Here is a 15,416-nt window from a genome sequence, read left to right on the forward strand (position 1 = left end):
GACGAGACGACGCCGAGGAGACCTGCGCGGGGGCGGGGACGCGCCAGGATTCCCTTCTGTCGAGTGAGGACTCCCCCCGCCCCGCCCCGCCCCGCGTCGAGTCGAGTCGAGTTGAGCAGCCGTGCGGTCCGAGGCGCGCTCGGCGGGACGTGTCAGGACGTGCCCGACCCGGTCAGGCACCCACGATCGTCTCGTTCCCACCGAACCGGCGTGCGACGACGTCGACCCGTGTGCGGTGACGAGGGGCCTCCGTTCGGCGGACCTGGCCCGGCACCTGCCGTTGAAGATGCCCGCCATGGCGATGACGCGGAAGATGTCCATGACGACACCGTCTGGTGCAGGGACGGTCGAGGCGATCCCGATGGTGCTCGGGCTCCCGCGCTCGACAGGCCTCGGGCGGCGCGACAGCCGACGCCCGGCGGTCCGCCTACCCCGCGCCAGCGGAGGAGATCGCCGGGCGACTCGTCGGCAGGAGACGCCTGCGGATCTCCTGGCCGACGTGACCCGGCCCGGCGGGCTCGACGACGCCCGAGCCGAGAGAGGAGTTGGCGATGAGGATCGCGATGGTCTCCGAACACGCAGGCCCGCTGTCCGATCCGGGCCGAGAGGACTTCGGCGGGCGGCATGTCTACGTGGCGGAGTTGTCGGCCGCGCTCGTCGCCGCCGGTCATGACGTCTCGATCTATGTCAGGAGCGAGTCCACCAGCATCCCCGAGTCGGTCGAGCCGGGCGGCGTCCGCGTCGTGCCCCTGCTCGCGGGCCCCCGGCGCCCGCTCACGGAGGACGCCCGGCTGCCGCATATGGGACGGTTCGCAGGCGAACTCGCGGATGCCTGGCTCGCCGAGCCGCCCGACGTCGTACACGCGCACTCCTGGATGTCCGGCCTGGCGGCCTTGCTGGCTGCTCGGCGGCTGGCCATCCCCGTCGTGCAGACCTTCCACGATCTGAGCGTGGTCCTGCGACGGATCGAGGGAGCCGAAGGAGCAGGCGGGCCCCAGCGGCTTCGGCTGGAGCGGACGATCGCCTGCTCGGTCGATCAGGTGGCGGCGATGTGCACGGCGGAGGCCGTCGAACTCGTGAAGATGGGGGTGCCTAGGTCGTCCGTCACCGTGATGCCCTGTGGCGTCGACGTCGATCAGTTCACCCCCACCGGCCCGGCGGCCCCGAGGAGCGGACGGTTCCGGCTGCTCTGCGCGGCGGGCCAGGACCACCGCCATGGCCTCGACACCGTGATTCGTGCCCTGCGGCTGCTTCCGGAGGCCGAACTCGTGGTCGTGGGGGGCACGACGGCGCAGGCAGGCGATCCGCTGCGCGACGCAGAGACGGACGGACTGCGGACACTGGCTGAGCAGCTCGGGGTGGTCGACCGGGTGCACTGGGCTGGCCGCATTCCTCGGCGGCAGATGCCTGCCCTGTTCCGCTCTGCCGACGTGGTCGTGTGTGCCGCCTGGTACGAGTCGTCGGGCGTCGTGGCGGTGGAGGCGATGGCCTGTGCGATCCCGGTGGTCGTGGCCTCGACCGGCGGCCCCGCCGACACGGTGGTGGACGGGGTGACGGGTCTGCACGTCCCGCCCCGCGACGTCCGGGCGCTCGCCGCCGCCCTGCGCGGCCTCGTCAGGGACACGTCTCGGCGCCAGTCTCTCGGGGTGGCGGGCAGTGACCGGGCCAGAGCGCGATTCGCCTGGAGTCGTATCGCCGCCGACACCGCACGGGTCTACACCCGGCTCGCCGGGTCGGGGGCACCGGAGGAGACGGCCTTCGCGGGGCAGGGTGTCTGACGCCTCGCCTGCGAAGTGGTCTGCACCCCTGCTGCCACCGGCCGGTGGATCTGTCGGGCAGGGTGCGCCGATGCCGCCTGCGACGGGTCGTCGTTCGTCTCGGTCAGGACTCCTCGCGCGGGATCGGGACGGCCAGCGCGTCCGTGAGCGTGCAGTACACGGTCTTCGGATCGTCCATGCCGGTCGCGGCCAGCGCGCGACGGACGGGTCTTCCCGCGCACAACAGCCGGAGGGCGACCCCGTTCTCCTCGGCGGTGGTCAGCCCGTCGGCGAGCACCGCGAGGCCGGTGACGCCGAGGAAGCCCACCGCGCGCAGGTCGACGATCAGCGGGTCGCCGCCGTCTTCCAGTTGTTCGACCAGTGCTCGATCGAGCAGCGGCGCTGTGAGCATGTCGACCTCGCCGACCAGCGTGATCACCGTCGCCGAGTCCGTCGAGTCGGGGGAATGCTCCACTGAGAGCGTGAGCGCACGTTCGGCGCGGTCGAGACTGCTCACGGTGGGCGGGGCCGCCGACGTCGCCGATTCCCGATCAGACACGCGGGAGGGCCGATTCTCGAATGACGTCATGAATTCCCCTTCTCCGTAGTATCAGTATCGGGGTTCGTCGCACCCGAGGGCGTTCCGCTGAGTCGGGGCGACGCCGGATCACAGTCCTCGAAGGATCGCGACTGCCAGTCCGGTGCACGCACCGGTCGGCCTGGCAGTGTGCTCGTGGCTCGCGGCCGCCCTCTTCGTCACCGTACACGCGGCGACGAGTGCGGCGATGTTCGCTCGAAATCGGTACGAACCAGGATTCGTCGGCGGAGCTGGTTTCGCTCAGTGCGCGAATCCGTGCAGACGACTACTCGGAAGAGGGATTTTCTCGTGGCAATCTCGGCGAATATCTGAATCCCGTGCCAGCCCGCTCCGGTGCCGCCGACCGCGCGGCCAGAGCGACGGACACGGGACGAGACGGGCCCGGCATGCCGGAGGCCTCCGACCCAGGGTGAGCGGGTGGGAGGCCTCCGGAGACTGACGGACGTCGTCCTTCGAGCGGGGTTCAGCGCTCAGCGGGGACCGGGCTTCGGCCCGCTGGTGCCCGGCGTCGCGGGCTTGCCTGCCGGATTCGGCGGCGGTCCCGGCCGAGGGCCGGGGCGCGGGCCGGGCTTGGGACGGCCGGACGGGCCGGGCTTGGGCGGCTCGCCTCCCCCCTCGTTCTGAGGAGTCTCGTTCTGGGCCGTCTCGTTCTGGGCAGCCCGAGGGACGTCGCCGCGCCAGCCGCCGGTCTCCCGCCCGCGTGCCTCGATGAACTCACGGAATCGTTCGAGATCAGCCTGGATCTGGTGTGCCACCAGCCCGAGCCCGCTGCCTGCCTTCTCGACCAGCCCGTCCGGCTCGTAGTCCATCTGGAGGTGAACCCTGGTCGTCGCCGCGTCCAGGCGGTGCAGCGTCACCACGCCGCTCTGTGCGGGGCCGTTCATGGAGCGCCAGGCCACCCGCTCGTCGGGATGCTGCTCGGTGATCTCGGCGTCGAACTCCCGAGTCACCCCCGCGATCGAGGTCTGCCAGTGCGTTCTGGTCGGTGTGAGCTGCTCGATGCGGTCCACGCCGCTCATGAACTGCGGGAACGACTCGAACTGGGTCCACTGGTTATAGGCCCTGGACACCGGCACATGCACGTCGACCGACTTCGTGATGGTCGCCACGACGATCCTCCTTCGCTGGACTGCGCTGCCGCTCGGATACCCGTGTTCTGGGTTCTCACACCTGGTTCCACGACGTCGTGCCCTGCCCGCTTCGAGCCGCTGCCCCGGCTCGGCCTGCGAGGCCTCGTCGCCGCAGGACGGGACTCTTCCGACGTGGTTCGCAGTCCGACGAACACGGGGCGGGCCGCTCCGCACCGGCAGACGGTCTCGGCCGCCTCAGAGCCCTCTGATGAAGGCGATCAGGTGTGTGACGACGAAGCCCAGGACGAGCACCAGGAGCACCACCATGAGCACGAAGACGAGCGTGTTGACCCAGCGTGGAGAGGGGGTGGTCTCCTGATGGGCGAGTCCCTGGGTGGCACTTCCCTCGACGGGCGGGGTCGCTCCAGGAGAGACGCCGCCACCGGGTTCTGCGGCCGAAGGAGGGTCCGGCTCGGGATCGGGAGGAAGCGTCATCTGCGACGAGTACCCGTCGACACTCGTCGCAATCCCGGTCCGGTCGGGTCCCGCCCATCAGCGGGCCTCGCGAGTCCGGCTCGGCGGAGACGAGTCGCCGCCGGAGCCCTCACCGCCGCCGCTCACCGAAGGGCCTCGGCTCGGCGGCTCAAGCCGCACCCGCACGCCGCCGCCGCGCAGCCGCCCTGCCCCCACGGGGCACCCGGGGCGGCTCGGTAGCCTCGGCGCGCAGCGGCAGGCCGCCGGGTACTCGCGCTCGTAGGGCTCGACAGCTCCAGGCTGCCGCGACGACGTGGAGGAGGCCGTGTGAGCACAGCCGAGCATGACGCCGGTCGGGGCGTGTGGTCCGAGCGCGGCGACGGCGCAGGGGACGTCACCGAGGTGCGTGTCGCGGCGGACGCGGACCGCGTCGCCGTCCTTCGCGGCGTGATCGCGGGCCTCGCGATGCGTGCCGACTTCGATCTGGACACCGTCGACGACTTGCGGTTGGCGGTGGACGAGGCATGCTCGTCTCTGGTGCGCCTGGCCACACCCGGAACACGTCTCGTGGCCCGGTTCCAGGTCGCGCCGAGCGTGCTCACCGTGGCGGTCACGGTGGCCGCACCCGAGGGCGCGACGCTCCGGAGGGACACCTTCGGGTGGCAGGTGTTGACGACACTCGCCACCGAGGTGACCGCCGCCGCCCGCCCCTCGGACGACCGCACCGGGCAACTGCTGGAGATCGAGTTCGTCAAGGTCCGCAGGGAGGCGATGCCGTGACTCAGCGCTCGCCGGTGAGCAGCCGGGATCACACCTACGAGCACCTGCTCCCGCTGTTCGCGACCCTGACGGACCTCTCGGAGGGCGATCCCCGGCGGACCACGGTGCGCGAGAAGCTCATCACCGAGCATCAGGCGCTGGCCCTGCACATCGCCCAGCGTTTCAGCAACCGAGGCGTGGCCATGGACGATCTCGTCCAGGTCGCCAACGTCGGCCTCATCCAAGCCGTCGACCGATTCGATCCCGCGCGGGGCACCGACTTCCTGGCCTTCGCCGTCCCGACGATCATGGGCGAGGTTCGACGCTATTTCCGGGACCGAAGCTGGTCGGTGCATCTGCCGAGGCGGCTGAAGGAACTGCATCTGGCGATCAACGCGGTGGTGCGTGAACTGTCCCAGTCACTCGGTCGGGCGCCGACGTCGACGGAGATCGCCGACAGACTGGGCATCTCGCGGGAAGAGGTCATCGAGGGGCTGGAGGTTCGCCACGCCTATCGTTCCTCCTCGCTCGACGAGGTCCTCGGCGACGAGGACTCGCCCTCGCTGAGCAGCACACTCGGCGCGGAGGACCCGGAGATGGCCGTGGTGGAGAACCGTGAGGCGCTGCATCCGCTGCTCGCGTCGCTGCCGGAGCGGGAGCGCACGGTTCTGCTGCTCCGTTTCTTCGGAAACATGACTCAGACTCAGATCAGTGAGCGGGTCGGCGTCTCGCAGATGCATGTCTCGCGAATCCTCGCCAAGACACTGCGGCACCTGCGGGAGCAGCTCGGCGACAGCTGAGTGACGCCTGCCGCCGCCACCTGTGGCCCGTTTGACTTCTCCTGCCTGGGGGTACCGATAACGACATCGGGTGAGAGCTATCACCCGGAAGTGGGTTTCGGTCACTGGGAGGCAGGATATGCAGACTGTTCTTTTCACAGTCGCCGACGACATCCCCGGATCGGTAGTGGTTCATTGCACTGATTCAGGAAGGATCGAGGTGACCGTGCGTCGTGGCCAGGTGGTCACGGCAGAGTTCGCGCAGATCCTCTCGGATGCGATCGCCTCGGCGGCCAGAACCGCCTTTCATGACGACGTCGAGGCTGCGTCGGACGTCGAGACGCCGTCGCCCCGCAGCGCAGCCTGATCGAGAGCTGCCGACCTGAAGCGGAGGTCTCGCCGATGAGCACCGATTCGCGCCTAGGGCTGGACGAACCGCAGGTGGACGTGCTCGCCAGGACCTTGACCCGGGCAGCCACCACCCTGCAGGCCCACGAGATCCCCTTCGCGGTGACCGGCGGCCTCGCGGCGTACGCACGAGGCGGCCCCGAGACCGATCACGACGTCGACCTGCTCATCCGGCTCGAGGACGCCGAGCGGACGGTGCAGGTGCTCGTCGAAGCCGGGATGCGGGCGGTCGATCCGCCGGAGGACTGGTTGTGCAAGGTGTACGACGGGGCGGTCCTGGTCGATCTCATCCACCGGCCCAACGAACGCAGGGTCACCGATCGGACGCTGCGGCGTGCCGAGTCGCTGCGCATCGGGTCCGTCCAGGCTCCGGTGGTGACCGCGACCGATCTCCTGACCGACAAGCTCCTCGTCCTCGGCCCGCACCGATGCGACTTCACCGAGGCTCTTCCCGTGGCACGTGCGCTGCGCGAACAGGTCGACTGGACCGAGGTCAGGGCCCAGGCCGTCGACTCGCCCTACGCCGAGGCCTTCCTGTTCCTGGTCGACAGGCTGGCGGTGACCGACGGCGAACCCCAGCGGAGGATGACATGACAGATCGACACCCGGACTCCCCGCAGTCCGAATCACCGCACGAGGCGCCGCAGTACGCGGCGGAACGAGTCCGCCGTGCCCTGGCCGTCGACCCGCGCACCTCAGAACTCGGCGTGCGGGTCACCGTCCGCGCCGCCGAGGTGTATCTCGACGGGGAGGTGCCCTGCCCGTCCCGCGCGGAGGCCATGACGAGGGTCGCGGCGGAGACCGCACCGGAACTGCACGTGCACAACCAGGTTCGGGTGACGACGACGCGCGGCCCGGCCGAGGCGGAGGAACTCCGATGATCCGGGTCGCGGCCGTGGGCGACGTCCATCTGGACCCGCGGTCGGCAGGCACGCTGCGACCGGTGTTCGTCGACGCGTGGCAGCAGGCCGACATGCTGCTTCTCGCCGGCGATCTGACCCGGCACGGAACGCTGGACGAGGCGCGGACGGTCGCCGCCGAGTTCGCCGAGCTGGGACTGCCGGTCGTCGCGGTGCTCGGCAATCACGACTACCACTCCGACCTGCAGGACGAGATCGCCGAGCTGCTCGAGGAGAACGGCATCACCGTGCTCGAAGGCGAGTCGGTGACGCTGACCATGGACGGTCGGCGCGTCGGTGTGGCCGGGGTGAAGGGCTTCGGCGGCGGGTTCGCGGGGAAGTGCGGCACGGCGTTCGGTGAACCGGAGATGAAGGCGTTCATCGATCACACCACGGCGACCGCCCAGGACCTCCGGCGGGCACTGTCCGCGTTGGACGCGGACGTGCGCATCGCACTGACGCATTACTCGCCCGTCACCGAGACCCTGCGCGGCGAGCCGCTGGAGATCTACCCGTTCCTCGGCTCGTACCATCTGGCCGAGGCGGTTGACGACGCCGAGTGCGCGCTGGCGCTGCACGGTCATGCCCACTACGGCACCGAGCACGGCACCACCCCCGGCGGAGTGCGGGTCCGCAACGTTGCTCAACCCGTGCTGCACGCGGCCTACGCCGTGTATGACATCGAACCGGACGACTGAGCCGATCGGCCTCCCCGCCGCCCGGCCTTCCTGCTGACCGCCAGATCGACTGGGGGTGCGCGGACCGGCGGCTCGTACCGGTGACCGCGGCCGGTCGGGGACCGCGTTCGGCGCCCCGCGCCCTTAGGTGCTCCCCCGCCTCGTCCGCGCGGGTCAGCGTTCGAGGGCGGCCACTGCCTCGGACGCCAGGGACAGCTCTTCCCTGGCCTGCACCACCAGGACGGGGACGTCCGCGTCGGCGGGGCTGAGCAGGCCGTCGTCCGGCCGGTTGCCCGTCAACCGGTCCGGCACGCCCAGCAGCGCCAGCCGGGTGCAGATCGCCGTGCGCACCTCCGGCTGATCCCAGCCGATCTCGCCGGTGAACACCAGTGCGTCTACCCGGTCCAGGCTCGTCGCGCAGGCCGCCAGCTCGCGGGCCGCTCGGTGTGCGAAGACGGCCAGCGCGAGCGCCGAGGCCTCCTCGCCGTCCTCGGCAGCGCGCACCAGGTCACGCGTGTCGGCCGAGCGGCCGCCGGAGAGCCCCAGCAGGCCGGACCGGTGATAGAGGCCTTCGGCGAGGTCTGCGGCGGACATCGGTTCGTCCTTGGTCAGCAGCCACAGCAGCAGTCCTGGGTCGATGCTGCCGCTGCGGGTCGTCATCGCCAGGCCTTCCAACGGCGTGAATCCCATCGAGGTGTCGACGCTGCGGCCGTCCCGCACCGCGCACACCGACGCGCCGCCGCCCAGATGCGCCAGCAGCAGACGATCCGAACCGCCGGGCAACAGCCTGGTCGCCTGCTGCACGGCCCACTGATAGGACAGCCCGTGGAAGCCGTAGCGACGCAGCCCGTAGCGCTTCCGCCATTCCTCGGGCAGCGGGTAGGTCGACGCCTCGGCGGGCAGCGCGGCGTGGAAGGCGGTGTCCGGACAGAGGACCTGGGGCAGGTCCGGCAGACGCTCACGGGTGAACTCCAGCAGCCGCAGCGCGGTCGGGACATGGGACGGCGCCAGCGGTGCCGCGCGCCACGCCGCCCGCAGCGCACCGTCGTCGACGCGGGTGGCCGACCGCAGGTCGGACCCTCCGTGCACCAGCCGGTGTGCGACGACGTCGACGGGGCCGTCCCCCGAGCGAGACTGTGCGTCGAGGAGATCGTCCAGCAGAGCGTGGGTCTCCTCGCGGGACGGCGGGTGGGACACGCTGCGTTCGGCCAGCACCGTGTGGCGCTCCGCGTCCACCACGTGCGCCTTCAGGCTGCTCGATCCGGTGTTCACCGTCAGCACGGTGGTCAACGCCCGTCCACCCCCTCTGCACCGCCGCTCCGGGTGGTGCCGCTCCATGGGATGCCTCGGCTTGGGATGCCTCGGGGCGCGGTGCCGCTGGGTCCGATTTCTCGGCATGTGGTGCCGCGGGGTGTGATTTCTCGGCATGTGGTGCCGCGGTGTGCGATGTCTCGGCACGCGGTGCCTCGGTGGGCCTGCGCAGCGCTGCGAGCGCCTGCCGCCGAGACGACGCCGGGGAGACGGCCGGCCCGGTCGTGCCTCGAGCCGGTCGTCGATCCGGCACCGGCGAGCGTCGCCAGCCCGCGGTCGGCCACCGACCCGCGTACGGACCTGCGGCTCATGCGGGGCCTGCGGACTGGTCCCCGTCCGGGGCATCGCGGACCTCGAAGGTCAGCTCATCGTTCTCGGCTGCCACCTCGACATGGCTCCCCGCATGGAGCGAGCCGTCCAACAGCCTGCCTGCCAGCGGGTTGTCCACCTCCCGCTGAATGGTTCGCCGCATCGGTCGGGCACCGAACTCGGGCTGATGGCCGCGCTCCGCGATCAGCCGTACCGCCTCCTCGCTGAAATCGATCGTGATGTCCATGTCGGCCAGCCGGTGACGCGTGTCGTCGAGTAGCAGCTCCGTGACCTGCCGCAGCTCCTCGGGTTCGAGCCTGCGGAAGATGATGATCTCGTCGATCCTGTTGATCAGCTCCGGGCGGAACGACTCCCGAAGTCGGGCCGTCAGACGCTGCCGGAGATCGACGTCCTCGCCGCCGGAGCCTCGGAAGCCGAGAGTGGTCGCCTTGCCGAGCAGATCCGATCCGAGGTTGCTGGTCATGATCAGCACCGTGTTGCGGAAGTCGACGGTGCGGCCCTCGCTGTCGGTCAGCCGCCCGTCCTCGAGGATCTGCAGGAGGAGGTTGAACAGGTCAGGGTGGGCCTTCTCGATCTCGTCCAGCAGCACCAGCGAGTAGGGCCTGCGACGCACCGGCTCGGTGAGCTCGCCCGCCTCGCCGTATCCGATGTAACCGGGAGGTGCGCCGACCAGCCTGCTGATCGTGTGTCGCTCCTGGAACTCGCTCATGTCCAGCCGGACCATCCGGTCCTCGTCGCCGTACATCGCCTCGGTGAGCGCCTTGGCCAGCTCCGTCTTCCCGACGCCCGTCGGCCCGAGGAACAGCAGGCTCGCCACCGGCCGCCGAGGATCTCCCAGGCCGGAACGGGAGCGACGCACCGCCTCGGCCACGGTCGACACCGCCTCGGCCTGGCCGATCACCCGCTCGTGCAGCCGGTCCTCCAGGCGCAGCAGCCGGTCCCGCTCCTCCTCGGTGAGCTGACTGACCGGGACGCCGGTGGCCCTGGCGACCACCTCGGCGATGTCCTCGACGCCCACCTCGGTGACCGCTGCCGGTTGAGGCGAGCGCGCCTCGGTGATCCGCTCACGCATCGACCGCATCTGGTCGCGCAGCTGGGACGCCTTCTCGTACTGCTCCTGGGCCACCGCCTCGTCCTTGTCCCTGGCGAGCTGATCGAGCTGGTGCTCGAGCCCGCGCACGTCACCGGGGGGCGTGCTGCGGCGGAGCTGACGACGCGCTCCCGCCTGGTCGATCAGGTCGATCGCCTTGTCCGGCAGATGGCGGTCGTTCATATAGCGGTCGGACAGTGTCACCGCCGCGACCAGCGCGTCGTCGGTGTAGCGGACCTGGTGGTGCGCCTCGTACCTGTCGCGCAGCCCGCGCAGGATCGTCACCGCGTCCTCGACATCGGGCTCGGACACCATGATCGGCTGGAACCGCCGTTCCAGCGCGGCGTCCTTCTCCACCGTGCGTCGGTACTCCTCCAGCGTGGTCGCGCCGATGACGTGCAGCTCACCCCTGGCCAGGGCGGGCTTGAGCATGTTGCCCGCGTCCATCCCGCCTTCGGCGCCCGCGCCCGCCCCGACCATCGTGTGCAGCTCGTCGATGAAGATGATCAGCCGTTCGTCCTCGCGGATCTCCTCGATGACCTTGCGCATCCGCTCCTCGAAGTCGCCCCGGAAACGTGTCCCGGCGACCAGCCCCGCCAGGCTCAGCTCGACGACTCGTCGTCCGATGAGCGAGTCCGGGACCTCGCCGTCGTGAATGCGCTGGGCGAGGCCCTCCACGATCGCGGTCTTGCCGACGCCTGCCTCACCGATGAGCACCGGGTTGTTCTTGGTGCGGCGGGAGAGCACCTCGATGGTCTGCTCGATCTCGTCGGACCGGCCGACGACCGGATCGAGTCTGCCCTGGCCAGCCAGACCGGTGAGGTCCTGACCGAACTGGTCGAGCGTCGGGGTCTGACTCGGAGCCGCGCTCGCGCCCGCCGACGGTGATGACGCGGCGCCGGGCGGCGTGCTGCGTCCCTCGGCTGCCGACCGGAGGGCCTCCGGCGTGATGCGGGCGGCCGAGAGCAGCTGCCCGGCACCGGACTCGGGGTTGGCGGCCAGGGCCAGCAGGAGATGTTCCGGCCCGATGTAGGAGGACCCGAGTCCCCGCGAGAGTTGAAAGGAGTCCAGCAGTGCCCTCTTCGCGGCAGGCGTGAGCATCGGCGCGGCCTCATGGTGCGCGCCTGGCGGTGTCTGCTCGTCGATTCGGGCCGCGAGCTGATCCGGGTCGGTTCCTGCCCGGCTGAGCAGCTCGCGGGTCGAGTCGGCACGCGTGGCGGCCCAGAGGAGCTGTTCGGCATCGAGATCGTCGCGTCCCCGGTCGGCGGTGTGCTGGGCCGCCGCGACGACCATCGCGCGGGCCTGTTCGCTCATCAGGCGGGTGAAGTCGACCCGCCGCACGCCGTGGCGCGGGTCGGTGGAGCCGAAGAATCGGGCGAGGAACTCCTCGAAGGGGTTCGCGTCGAAGCCGCCAGGATCGCCGAGACCGGTCATGGTCAGCTCACTCTCCCGTGGGTCGCCTTGGTCACCGCCGTTCGTCATGCCAGCCGGGGAGTACCCGGGCGGATTCGGCCGAAACGGCGGCGCCGGTCGCCTCGAGGGAAGGTGTCGAGCACGATCTCGGCCGGTTCGCCCGCCGGGTTGCCCTATCGGGTTACCGGCAGGTCGATCCGGGTAGCCGGTAGCCGTACGCACGAGAACTCGGACATAAGGAGGGGCGATGGTTCAGTCTCACGGAGCACATGCTTCGGTCGCGAGCCCGTCCATGCCCGCGATACAGACCGCGGCGCGCATCGTCGGAGCCGTCTTCCTGCTGCTCGGTATTCTGGGATTCATTCCCGGCGTGACCACCGGTTACGACACGATGCAGTTCGCAGGCCACGAGTCTCAGGCCATGTTGTTCGGCGTCTTCCAGGTGTCGATTCTGCACAACATCATCCACCTGCTGCTCGGCGTGATCGGGCTGTCGATGGCCAGGTCGGGGGCGGCTGCCAAGTCCTTCCTGATCGGCGGCGGGGTGATCCTGTTGGCCTTGGCCCTCTACGGGACGGTCGTCGGACAGACCAGCACGGCCAACATCTTCCCGACCAACGGTGCCGACAACTGGCTGCACCTGATCACGGGTCTGGGCATGATCCTGTTGGGCATCCTGCCCGCGGGCAGGAACGAGCGAACCTCGGAACGTGACGAGCGAGCTTCGGAACGGGAGTATCGGGGTCAGGCCTCTCCCGGCCAGACGCCCCGCGGTCAGGCCTACGGACACTGATCGGCTCTTCTTGAAGACCCGGGTGCGGTCGGTCGGATATCGAGATCCGGCGGGCCGCACCTCTGCCGCTGTCCTGCCGACCTCGATCGGGAGGGTGCGACGGCAGGCTCCGGTGCGCACGACGACCGGAAGTTCTCCCTGGCCTTCCGTCCCGGCAACCTCGCCGACGCCTCCGACGGCATGGCGAGAGCGAGACATTCACACGATGTTCGCCTGAACGAGCTACCTCCGCCGGAGGGACGACCGGTGTAGTGGTAGGGCGCACGGGGTAGGACGGAGAGGATGTCGAGCACCCACGCGGGGAGGACATGACGGTGGAACAGTGGATCGAGGCGCGGGAGATGCGTGAGGGCACTTACGCCGTGGTGATGCACCGGACGCAGCGGACCACCCACCACCTGGTGGTGTACAGCGCGACGTTCCTGGCCCGGATGGGGCTCTCCGACGCAGACGGACGCAGACTGGTCGAGACCGCCGTCGGCCTGCTGGCCGAGCGGGAGGACGAGGTGGAACACGACCTCGACCTCGACTGGATGGTCCACGAGGATGCCGACTTCCTGATCGCACTGCGGGAGCGGCTCGTGGAGTCGACGACCGTCTGAGACCTCCGATCACGTCGGTCGACGTCGTCGCCGGGCGAGGCACCCGGGCACGAGTCGGGGCCGCCTGCCGGATCTCCTCAGTGAGGTCCGTGCGGGCGGCCCCTTCGCCGTGTCCGGGATGTTCTGCGGGCGGCCTGCTCGCCGTGCCGAGCAGGCAGGGCCGTGGCGCGGCGTCGGTGGCCGCCGCAGGCGGCGGTCTCATGGTCATCGCACTCCGACGGGTTCAGTGTCGCCGGGCGTCGTGTCGCGTCCGCCGGAACCGGCTGTGGTGCTGCTCCTCGAAGGGGCAGTGGTGGTGCCGGGCAGCCCTGCCGCGCGGGTGGTGGTGGGCGGCGGCCGGGTGTTGCCGACGTCCCGAATGCTCATGCGGGTGGTGGTGCGGCGCTCGTCCCATCAGGCGGTGTCGAGCGTGTTCGTGCAGGTCGACGTCATCGCCGTCGGCCTGGTGGTGGAAGAACCGCTGCTGCTCGCCCTGGAGGGCGCTGAGCACCTCGATGGCGCCGGTGAGCAGCGGGACAGCCCACTGCGCCGTTCGCAGTCGTTGTTGCAGCGTGATCAGCTCGGGGGCGACGTGATCGCCCGCTCCGCGCGCGGGCACCGGCTGGTCCGTCATCGCCTCGAGCGTGCGGCCGAGTCGCCGCGCGTAGAAGGTCGCCGCGAGTGCCGCACCGGTCAACACCGCCTTCGCGACGCTCGAGGCGGCCACGCCATCCTGCCGTCTGATCCGCTCGCGGTTGGCCTTCGTCAGCGCGAGGCCGCCGAGCAGGTGTGCCCCGATCGCGACCACGTTCACCGGGCTCCAACTCCGCCAGCCCGCCGCCGCGATGCGACTGCGCTCGGCGGCGGAGGAGCTCTCCTCCGATGCTCCGGTGAGCCCGACCGCTCCCATCAGTGAACCCCCGAACCAGACGGCCAGCCCGAGATCGTGCACTGCGCGGACGACGGTGTTCCGATGAGACATGAGCTACCTCCCGGCCGGTGTGGTGGGCAAGGGAGTACCCACGGTCGCGGTATCCAGACGGGCCGGGCTCGGCGGGACACCATCGACGTAATCGACTCCTTGCCCGTCGATCTCGGCGGTCGGCTCGGTCGGCTGCGCCGGATCGACGTCCCCCGGCAGGTGTGGGGCCGAGGCTCAGTCGCGCGCCGGGGTCGGCTCCTCCGTCCGCGGCTGGGCGGGCTCCGGCTCGCTCGCCTCGGCCGCAGGCTCGGGCGAGCCTGCTTCGGTGGTCGCGTCCGCGACGTCGTTCGCGGGACTCTGCGCCGCCTGATCGGCTGCTCCCGGCTCGGCCGTCGTCGGCTGTCGGGTGAGCCGGAGCAGCGTCGGGACGATCGTCGCCAGCGCCACGACGTGCATCAGTCCGAGGACGAGCAGTGTCGAGACGTCGATCCCGGCGAACCCTGCGGGCGGCTCGGCGGCAAGGCCGATCACCACCAGCGGGGCGAAGGACACCACGAAGAAGGCGACGGAGACCGCCTTGAAGGTGTGCACGGGGCGGGAGTTCCAGCGGTGCAGTGCGGCCAGCACGAGGGCCGCGCCGACGGCGGACAGCACGCTGACGACGATCGGCGGGAGCAGCCGCAAGGGCAGCAGTCCTGCATCGACGTCGATGACCAGCATCGCGCCGAACCTGAGCAGCGAGTTCGCCAGCGCGGCGAGAAGGGCGGCGACCAGCAGCGCGAACGGAAGCCTGCTCAGGGCGAGCTGTTCGCGATCGGCCAATGGCGAGGGGGAGGTCCCGACGGACATGTCGACTCCATTATTTGAATGACGAAATAGTGGTATTTCTCAATCAATTGGCCCGACGATAGTCGAGATGCTGGTATTGCTCAACTATTGGATCCGAGAAAGTCGAGTATTGTTCGCGTATGTCTGGGGAGTACGCGAAGGATCAGTCGACGGCTGCGGCGCAGCCGGCGGGCTGCATCTGCGCCGCGCAGGCCGCCGAGGTGCCGACCGCGTCAGGAGACGCCGCAGCGGTGGGAAGTTCCGACCCCGAGAGACCCGAGTCGGAGAGCGCCGCCGAGTCGCTCGTGGACGAGGTGATCGTGTCGGCGTTCGAGCTCGTCAGTCGACTGCGGGGGGACCTCGCCTCGGTCGGAGCAGGCCTCGGTCTCTCGCAGGCCCAGACCTGGGCCCTGGTGAACCTGCGCGGTCCCGCGCCCATGCGGGAACTCGCGCGAGCGCTGTCCTGCGATCCTTCCAACGTCACGGGCATCGTCGACGGACTTCAACGACGCGGACTGGTGTCCAGGGAGGCCGATCCTCGTGATCGTCGGGTGCGGCGGCTCGTCCTCACCCCGGAGGGAGAACGGCGTCGGACGATGCTTCGGCAGCAGGTGTTCGGCGGGCAGACCGGGATCGGGGGGCTGTCCGGGCCGCAGCAGCGCACCCTTCTGGACCTGCTCGCCCGGGCGCTGCGCTCCTGAGCCTGCGGCCGACCGGGGAGCGAGAC

General features: G+C 70.3%; 17 protein-coding genes. 10 read left to right on the forward strand and 7 right to left on the reverse strand.

From position 1 onward, the window contains the following. The first annotated feature begins 551 nt into the window (after positions 1-551). A complete protein-coding gene (locus UA75_RS11850; protein WP_075740293.1) occupies positions 552-1,778 on the forward strand; it encodes a glycosyltransferase in 1,227 nt (408 codons plus the stop codon). Between the two features lie 103 nt (positions 1,779-1,881). On the opposite strand, the gene UA75_RS11855 is transcribed toward UA75_RS11850, so the two are convergent. From UA75_RS11855 to UA75_RS11865, 3 genes are all read right to left on the reverse strand, one after another. Beyond that, positions 1,882-2,346 carry an STAS domain-containing protein gene (locus tag UA75_RS11855; RefSeq protein ID WP_075740294.1) on the reverse strand — a complete coding sequence of 155 codons (465 nt, stop codon included), beginning with the start codon at positions 2,344-2,346 and terminating at the stop codon, positions 1,882-1,884. A 479-nt stretch (positions 2,347-2,825) separates the two neighbouring features. Continuing rightward, positions 2,826-3,464 carry an SRPBCC family protein gene (locus UA75_RS11860; RefSeq protein ID WP_075740295.1) on the reverse strand — a complete coding sequence of 213 codons (639 nt, stop codon included), beginning with the start codon at positions 3,462-3,464 and terminating at the stop codon, positions 2,826-2,828. 216 nt (positions 3,465-3,680) lie between these two features. Next, positions 3,681-3,920, reverse strand: a complete 240-nt coding sequence (locus UA75_RS11865; RefSeq protein WP_075740296.1) for a DUF6480 family protein — start codon at positions 3,918-3,920, stop codon at positions 3,681-3,683. Positions 3,921-4,226: 306 nt separating this feature from the next. Here UA75_RS11865 and UA75_RS34455 point away from each other — a divergent pair, with 306 nt between their 5' ends. From UA75_RS34455 to UA75_RS11890, 6 genes are all read left to right on the forward strand, one after another. Then, entirely contained in the window at positions 4,227-4,679 is a 453-nt protein-coding gene (locus UA75_RS34455) for an ATP-binding protein (protein WP_232237726.1), read from the forward strand. Further along, positions 4,676-5,458 (forward strand): RNA polymerase sigma factor SigF, encoded by a 783-nt coding sequence (locus UA75_RS11875; RefSeq protein ID WP_075740297.1) that lies wholly within the window; start codon positions 4,676-4,678, stop codon positions 5,456-5,458. The genes UA75_RS34455 and UA75_RS11875 overlap by 4 nt, the downstream gene beginning before the upstream one ends. 199 nt (positions 5,459-5,657) lie before the next feature. Next, positions 5,658-5,804: a hypothetical protein gene (locus UA75_RS32770; protein ID WP_157434133.1), complete on the forward strand. Its 147-nt coding sequence runs from the start codon at positions 5,658-5,660 to the stop codon at positions 5,802-5,804. A 35-nt stretch (positions 5,805-5,839) separates the two neighbouring features. Then, on the forward strand, positions 5,840-6,439 hold the full coding sequence (locus tag UA75_RS11880) for a nucleotidyltransferase family protein (protein ID WP_075740298.1): 600 nt from the start codon (positions 5,840-5,842) through the stop codon (positions 6,437-6,439). Then, complete coding sequence (locus UA75_RS11885; protein ID WP_075740299.1) at positions 6,436-6,726, forward strand: BON domain-containing protein; 291 nt, start codon at positions 6,436-6,438, stop codon at positions 6,724-6,726. The genes UA75_RS11880 and UA75_RS11885 overlap by 4 nt, the downstream gene beginning before the upstream one ends. Continuing rightward, positions 6,723-7,442, forward strand: a complete 720-nt coding sequence (locus UA75_RS11890; protein ID WP_075740300.1) for a metallophosphoesterase family protein — start codon at positions 6,723-6,725, stop codon at positions 7,440-7,442. Before UA75_RS11885 ends, UA75_RS11890 begins: the two co-directional genes overlap by 4 nt. 153 nt (positions 7,443-7,595) lie before the next feature. Here UA75_RS11890 and UA75_RS11895 read toward each other — a convergent pair whose 3' ends face one another. Both UA75_RS11895 and UA75_RS11900 read right to left on the reverse strand, forming a co-directional pair. After that, positions 7,596-8,702 carry an acetate/propionate family kinase gene (locus UA75_RS11895; RefSeq protein WP_232251227.1) on the reverse strand — a complete coding sequence of 369 codons (1,107 nt, stop codon included), beginning with the start codon at positions 8,700-8,702 and terminating at the stop codon, positions 7,596-7,598. Between the two features lie 337 nt (positions 8,703-9,039). After that, entirely contained in the window at positions 9,040-11,586 is a 2,547-nt protein-coding gene (locus UA75_RS11900; RefSeq protein ID WP_075743702.1) for an ATP-dependent Clp protease ATP-binding subunit, read from the reverse strand. A gap of 226 nt (positions 11,587-11,812) precedes the next feature. On the opposite strand from UA75_RS11900, the gene UA75_RS11905 reads away from it, so the two are divergent. Both UA75_RS11905 and UA75_RS11910 read left to right on the forward strand, forming a co-directional pair. Beyond that, a complete protein-coding gene (locus UA75_RS11905) occupies positions 11,813-12,358 on the forward strand; it encodes a DUF4383 domain-containing protein (protein WP_083690679.1) in 546 nt (181 codons plus the stop codon). Positions 12,359-12,666: 308 nt separating this feature from the next. Continuing rightward, positions 12,667-12,960, forward strand: coding sequence for a hypothetical protein (locus tag UA75_RS11910; protein ID WP_075740302.1), 294 nt, complete (start codon positions 12,667-12,669; stop codon positions 12,958-12,960). Between the two features lie 223 nt (positions 12,961-13,183). Here UA75_RS11910 and UA75_RS11915 read toward each other — a convergent pair whose 3' ends face one another. Together UA75_RS11915 and UA75_RS11920 are read right to left on the reverse strand one after the other, a co-directional pair. Beyond that, positions 13,184-13,921 carry a hypothetical protein gene (locus UA75_RS11915; protein WP_075740303.1) on the reverse strand — a complete coding sequence of 246 codons (738 nt, stop codon included), beginning with the start codon at positions 13,919-13,921 and terminating at the stop codon, positions 13,184-13,186. Positions 13,922-14,095: 174 nt separating this feature from the next. Then, the gene (locus tag UA75_RS11920; RefSeq protein ID WP_157434134.1) at positions 14,096-14,710 is read right to left on the reverse strand and encodes a DUF6069 family protein; all 615 of its coding nucleotides are present in this window, start codon (positions 14,708-14,710) and stop codon (positions 14,096-14,098) included. Positions 14,711-14,829: 119 nt separating this feature from the next. On the opposite strand from UA75_RS11920, the gene UA75_RS11925 reads away from it, so the two are divergent. Then, entirely contained in the window at positions 14,830-15,390 is a 561-nt protein-coding gene (locus tag UA75_RS11925) for a MarR family winged helix-turn-helix transcriptional regulator (RefSeq protein WP_083683142.1), read from the forward strand. Positions 15,391-15,416: the final 26 nt, after the last annotated feature.

The organism is Actinoalloteichus sp. GBA129-24, assembly GCF_001941645.1.
Classification (GTDB): domain Bacteria; phylum Actinomycetota; class Actinomycetes; order Mycobacteriales; family Pseudonocardiaceae; genus Actinoalloteichus_A; species Actinoalloteichus_A fjordicus.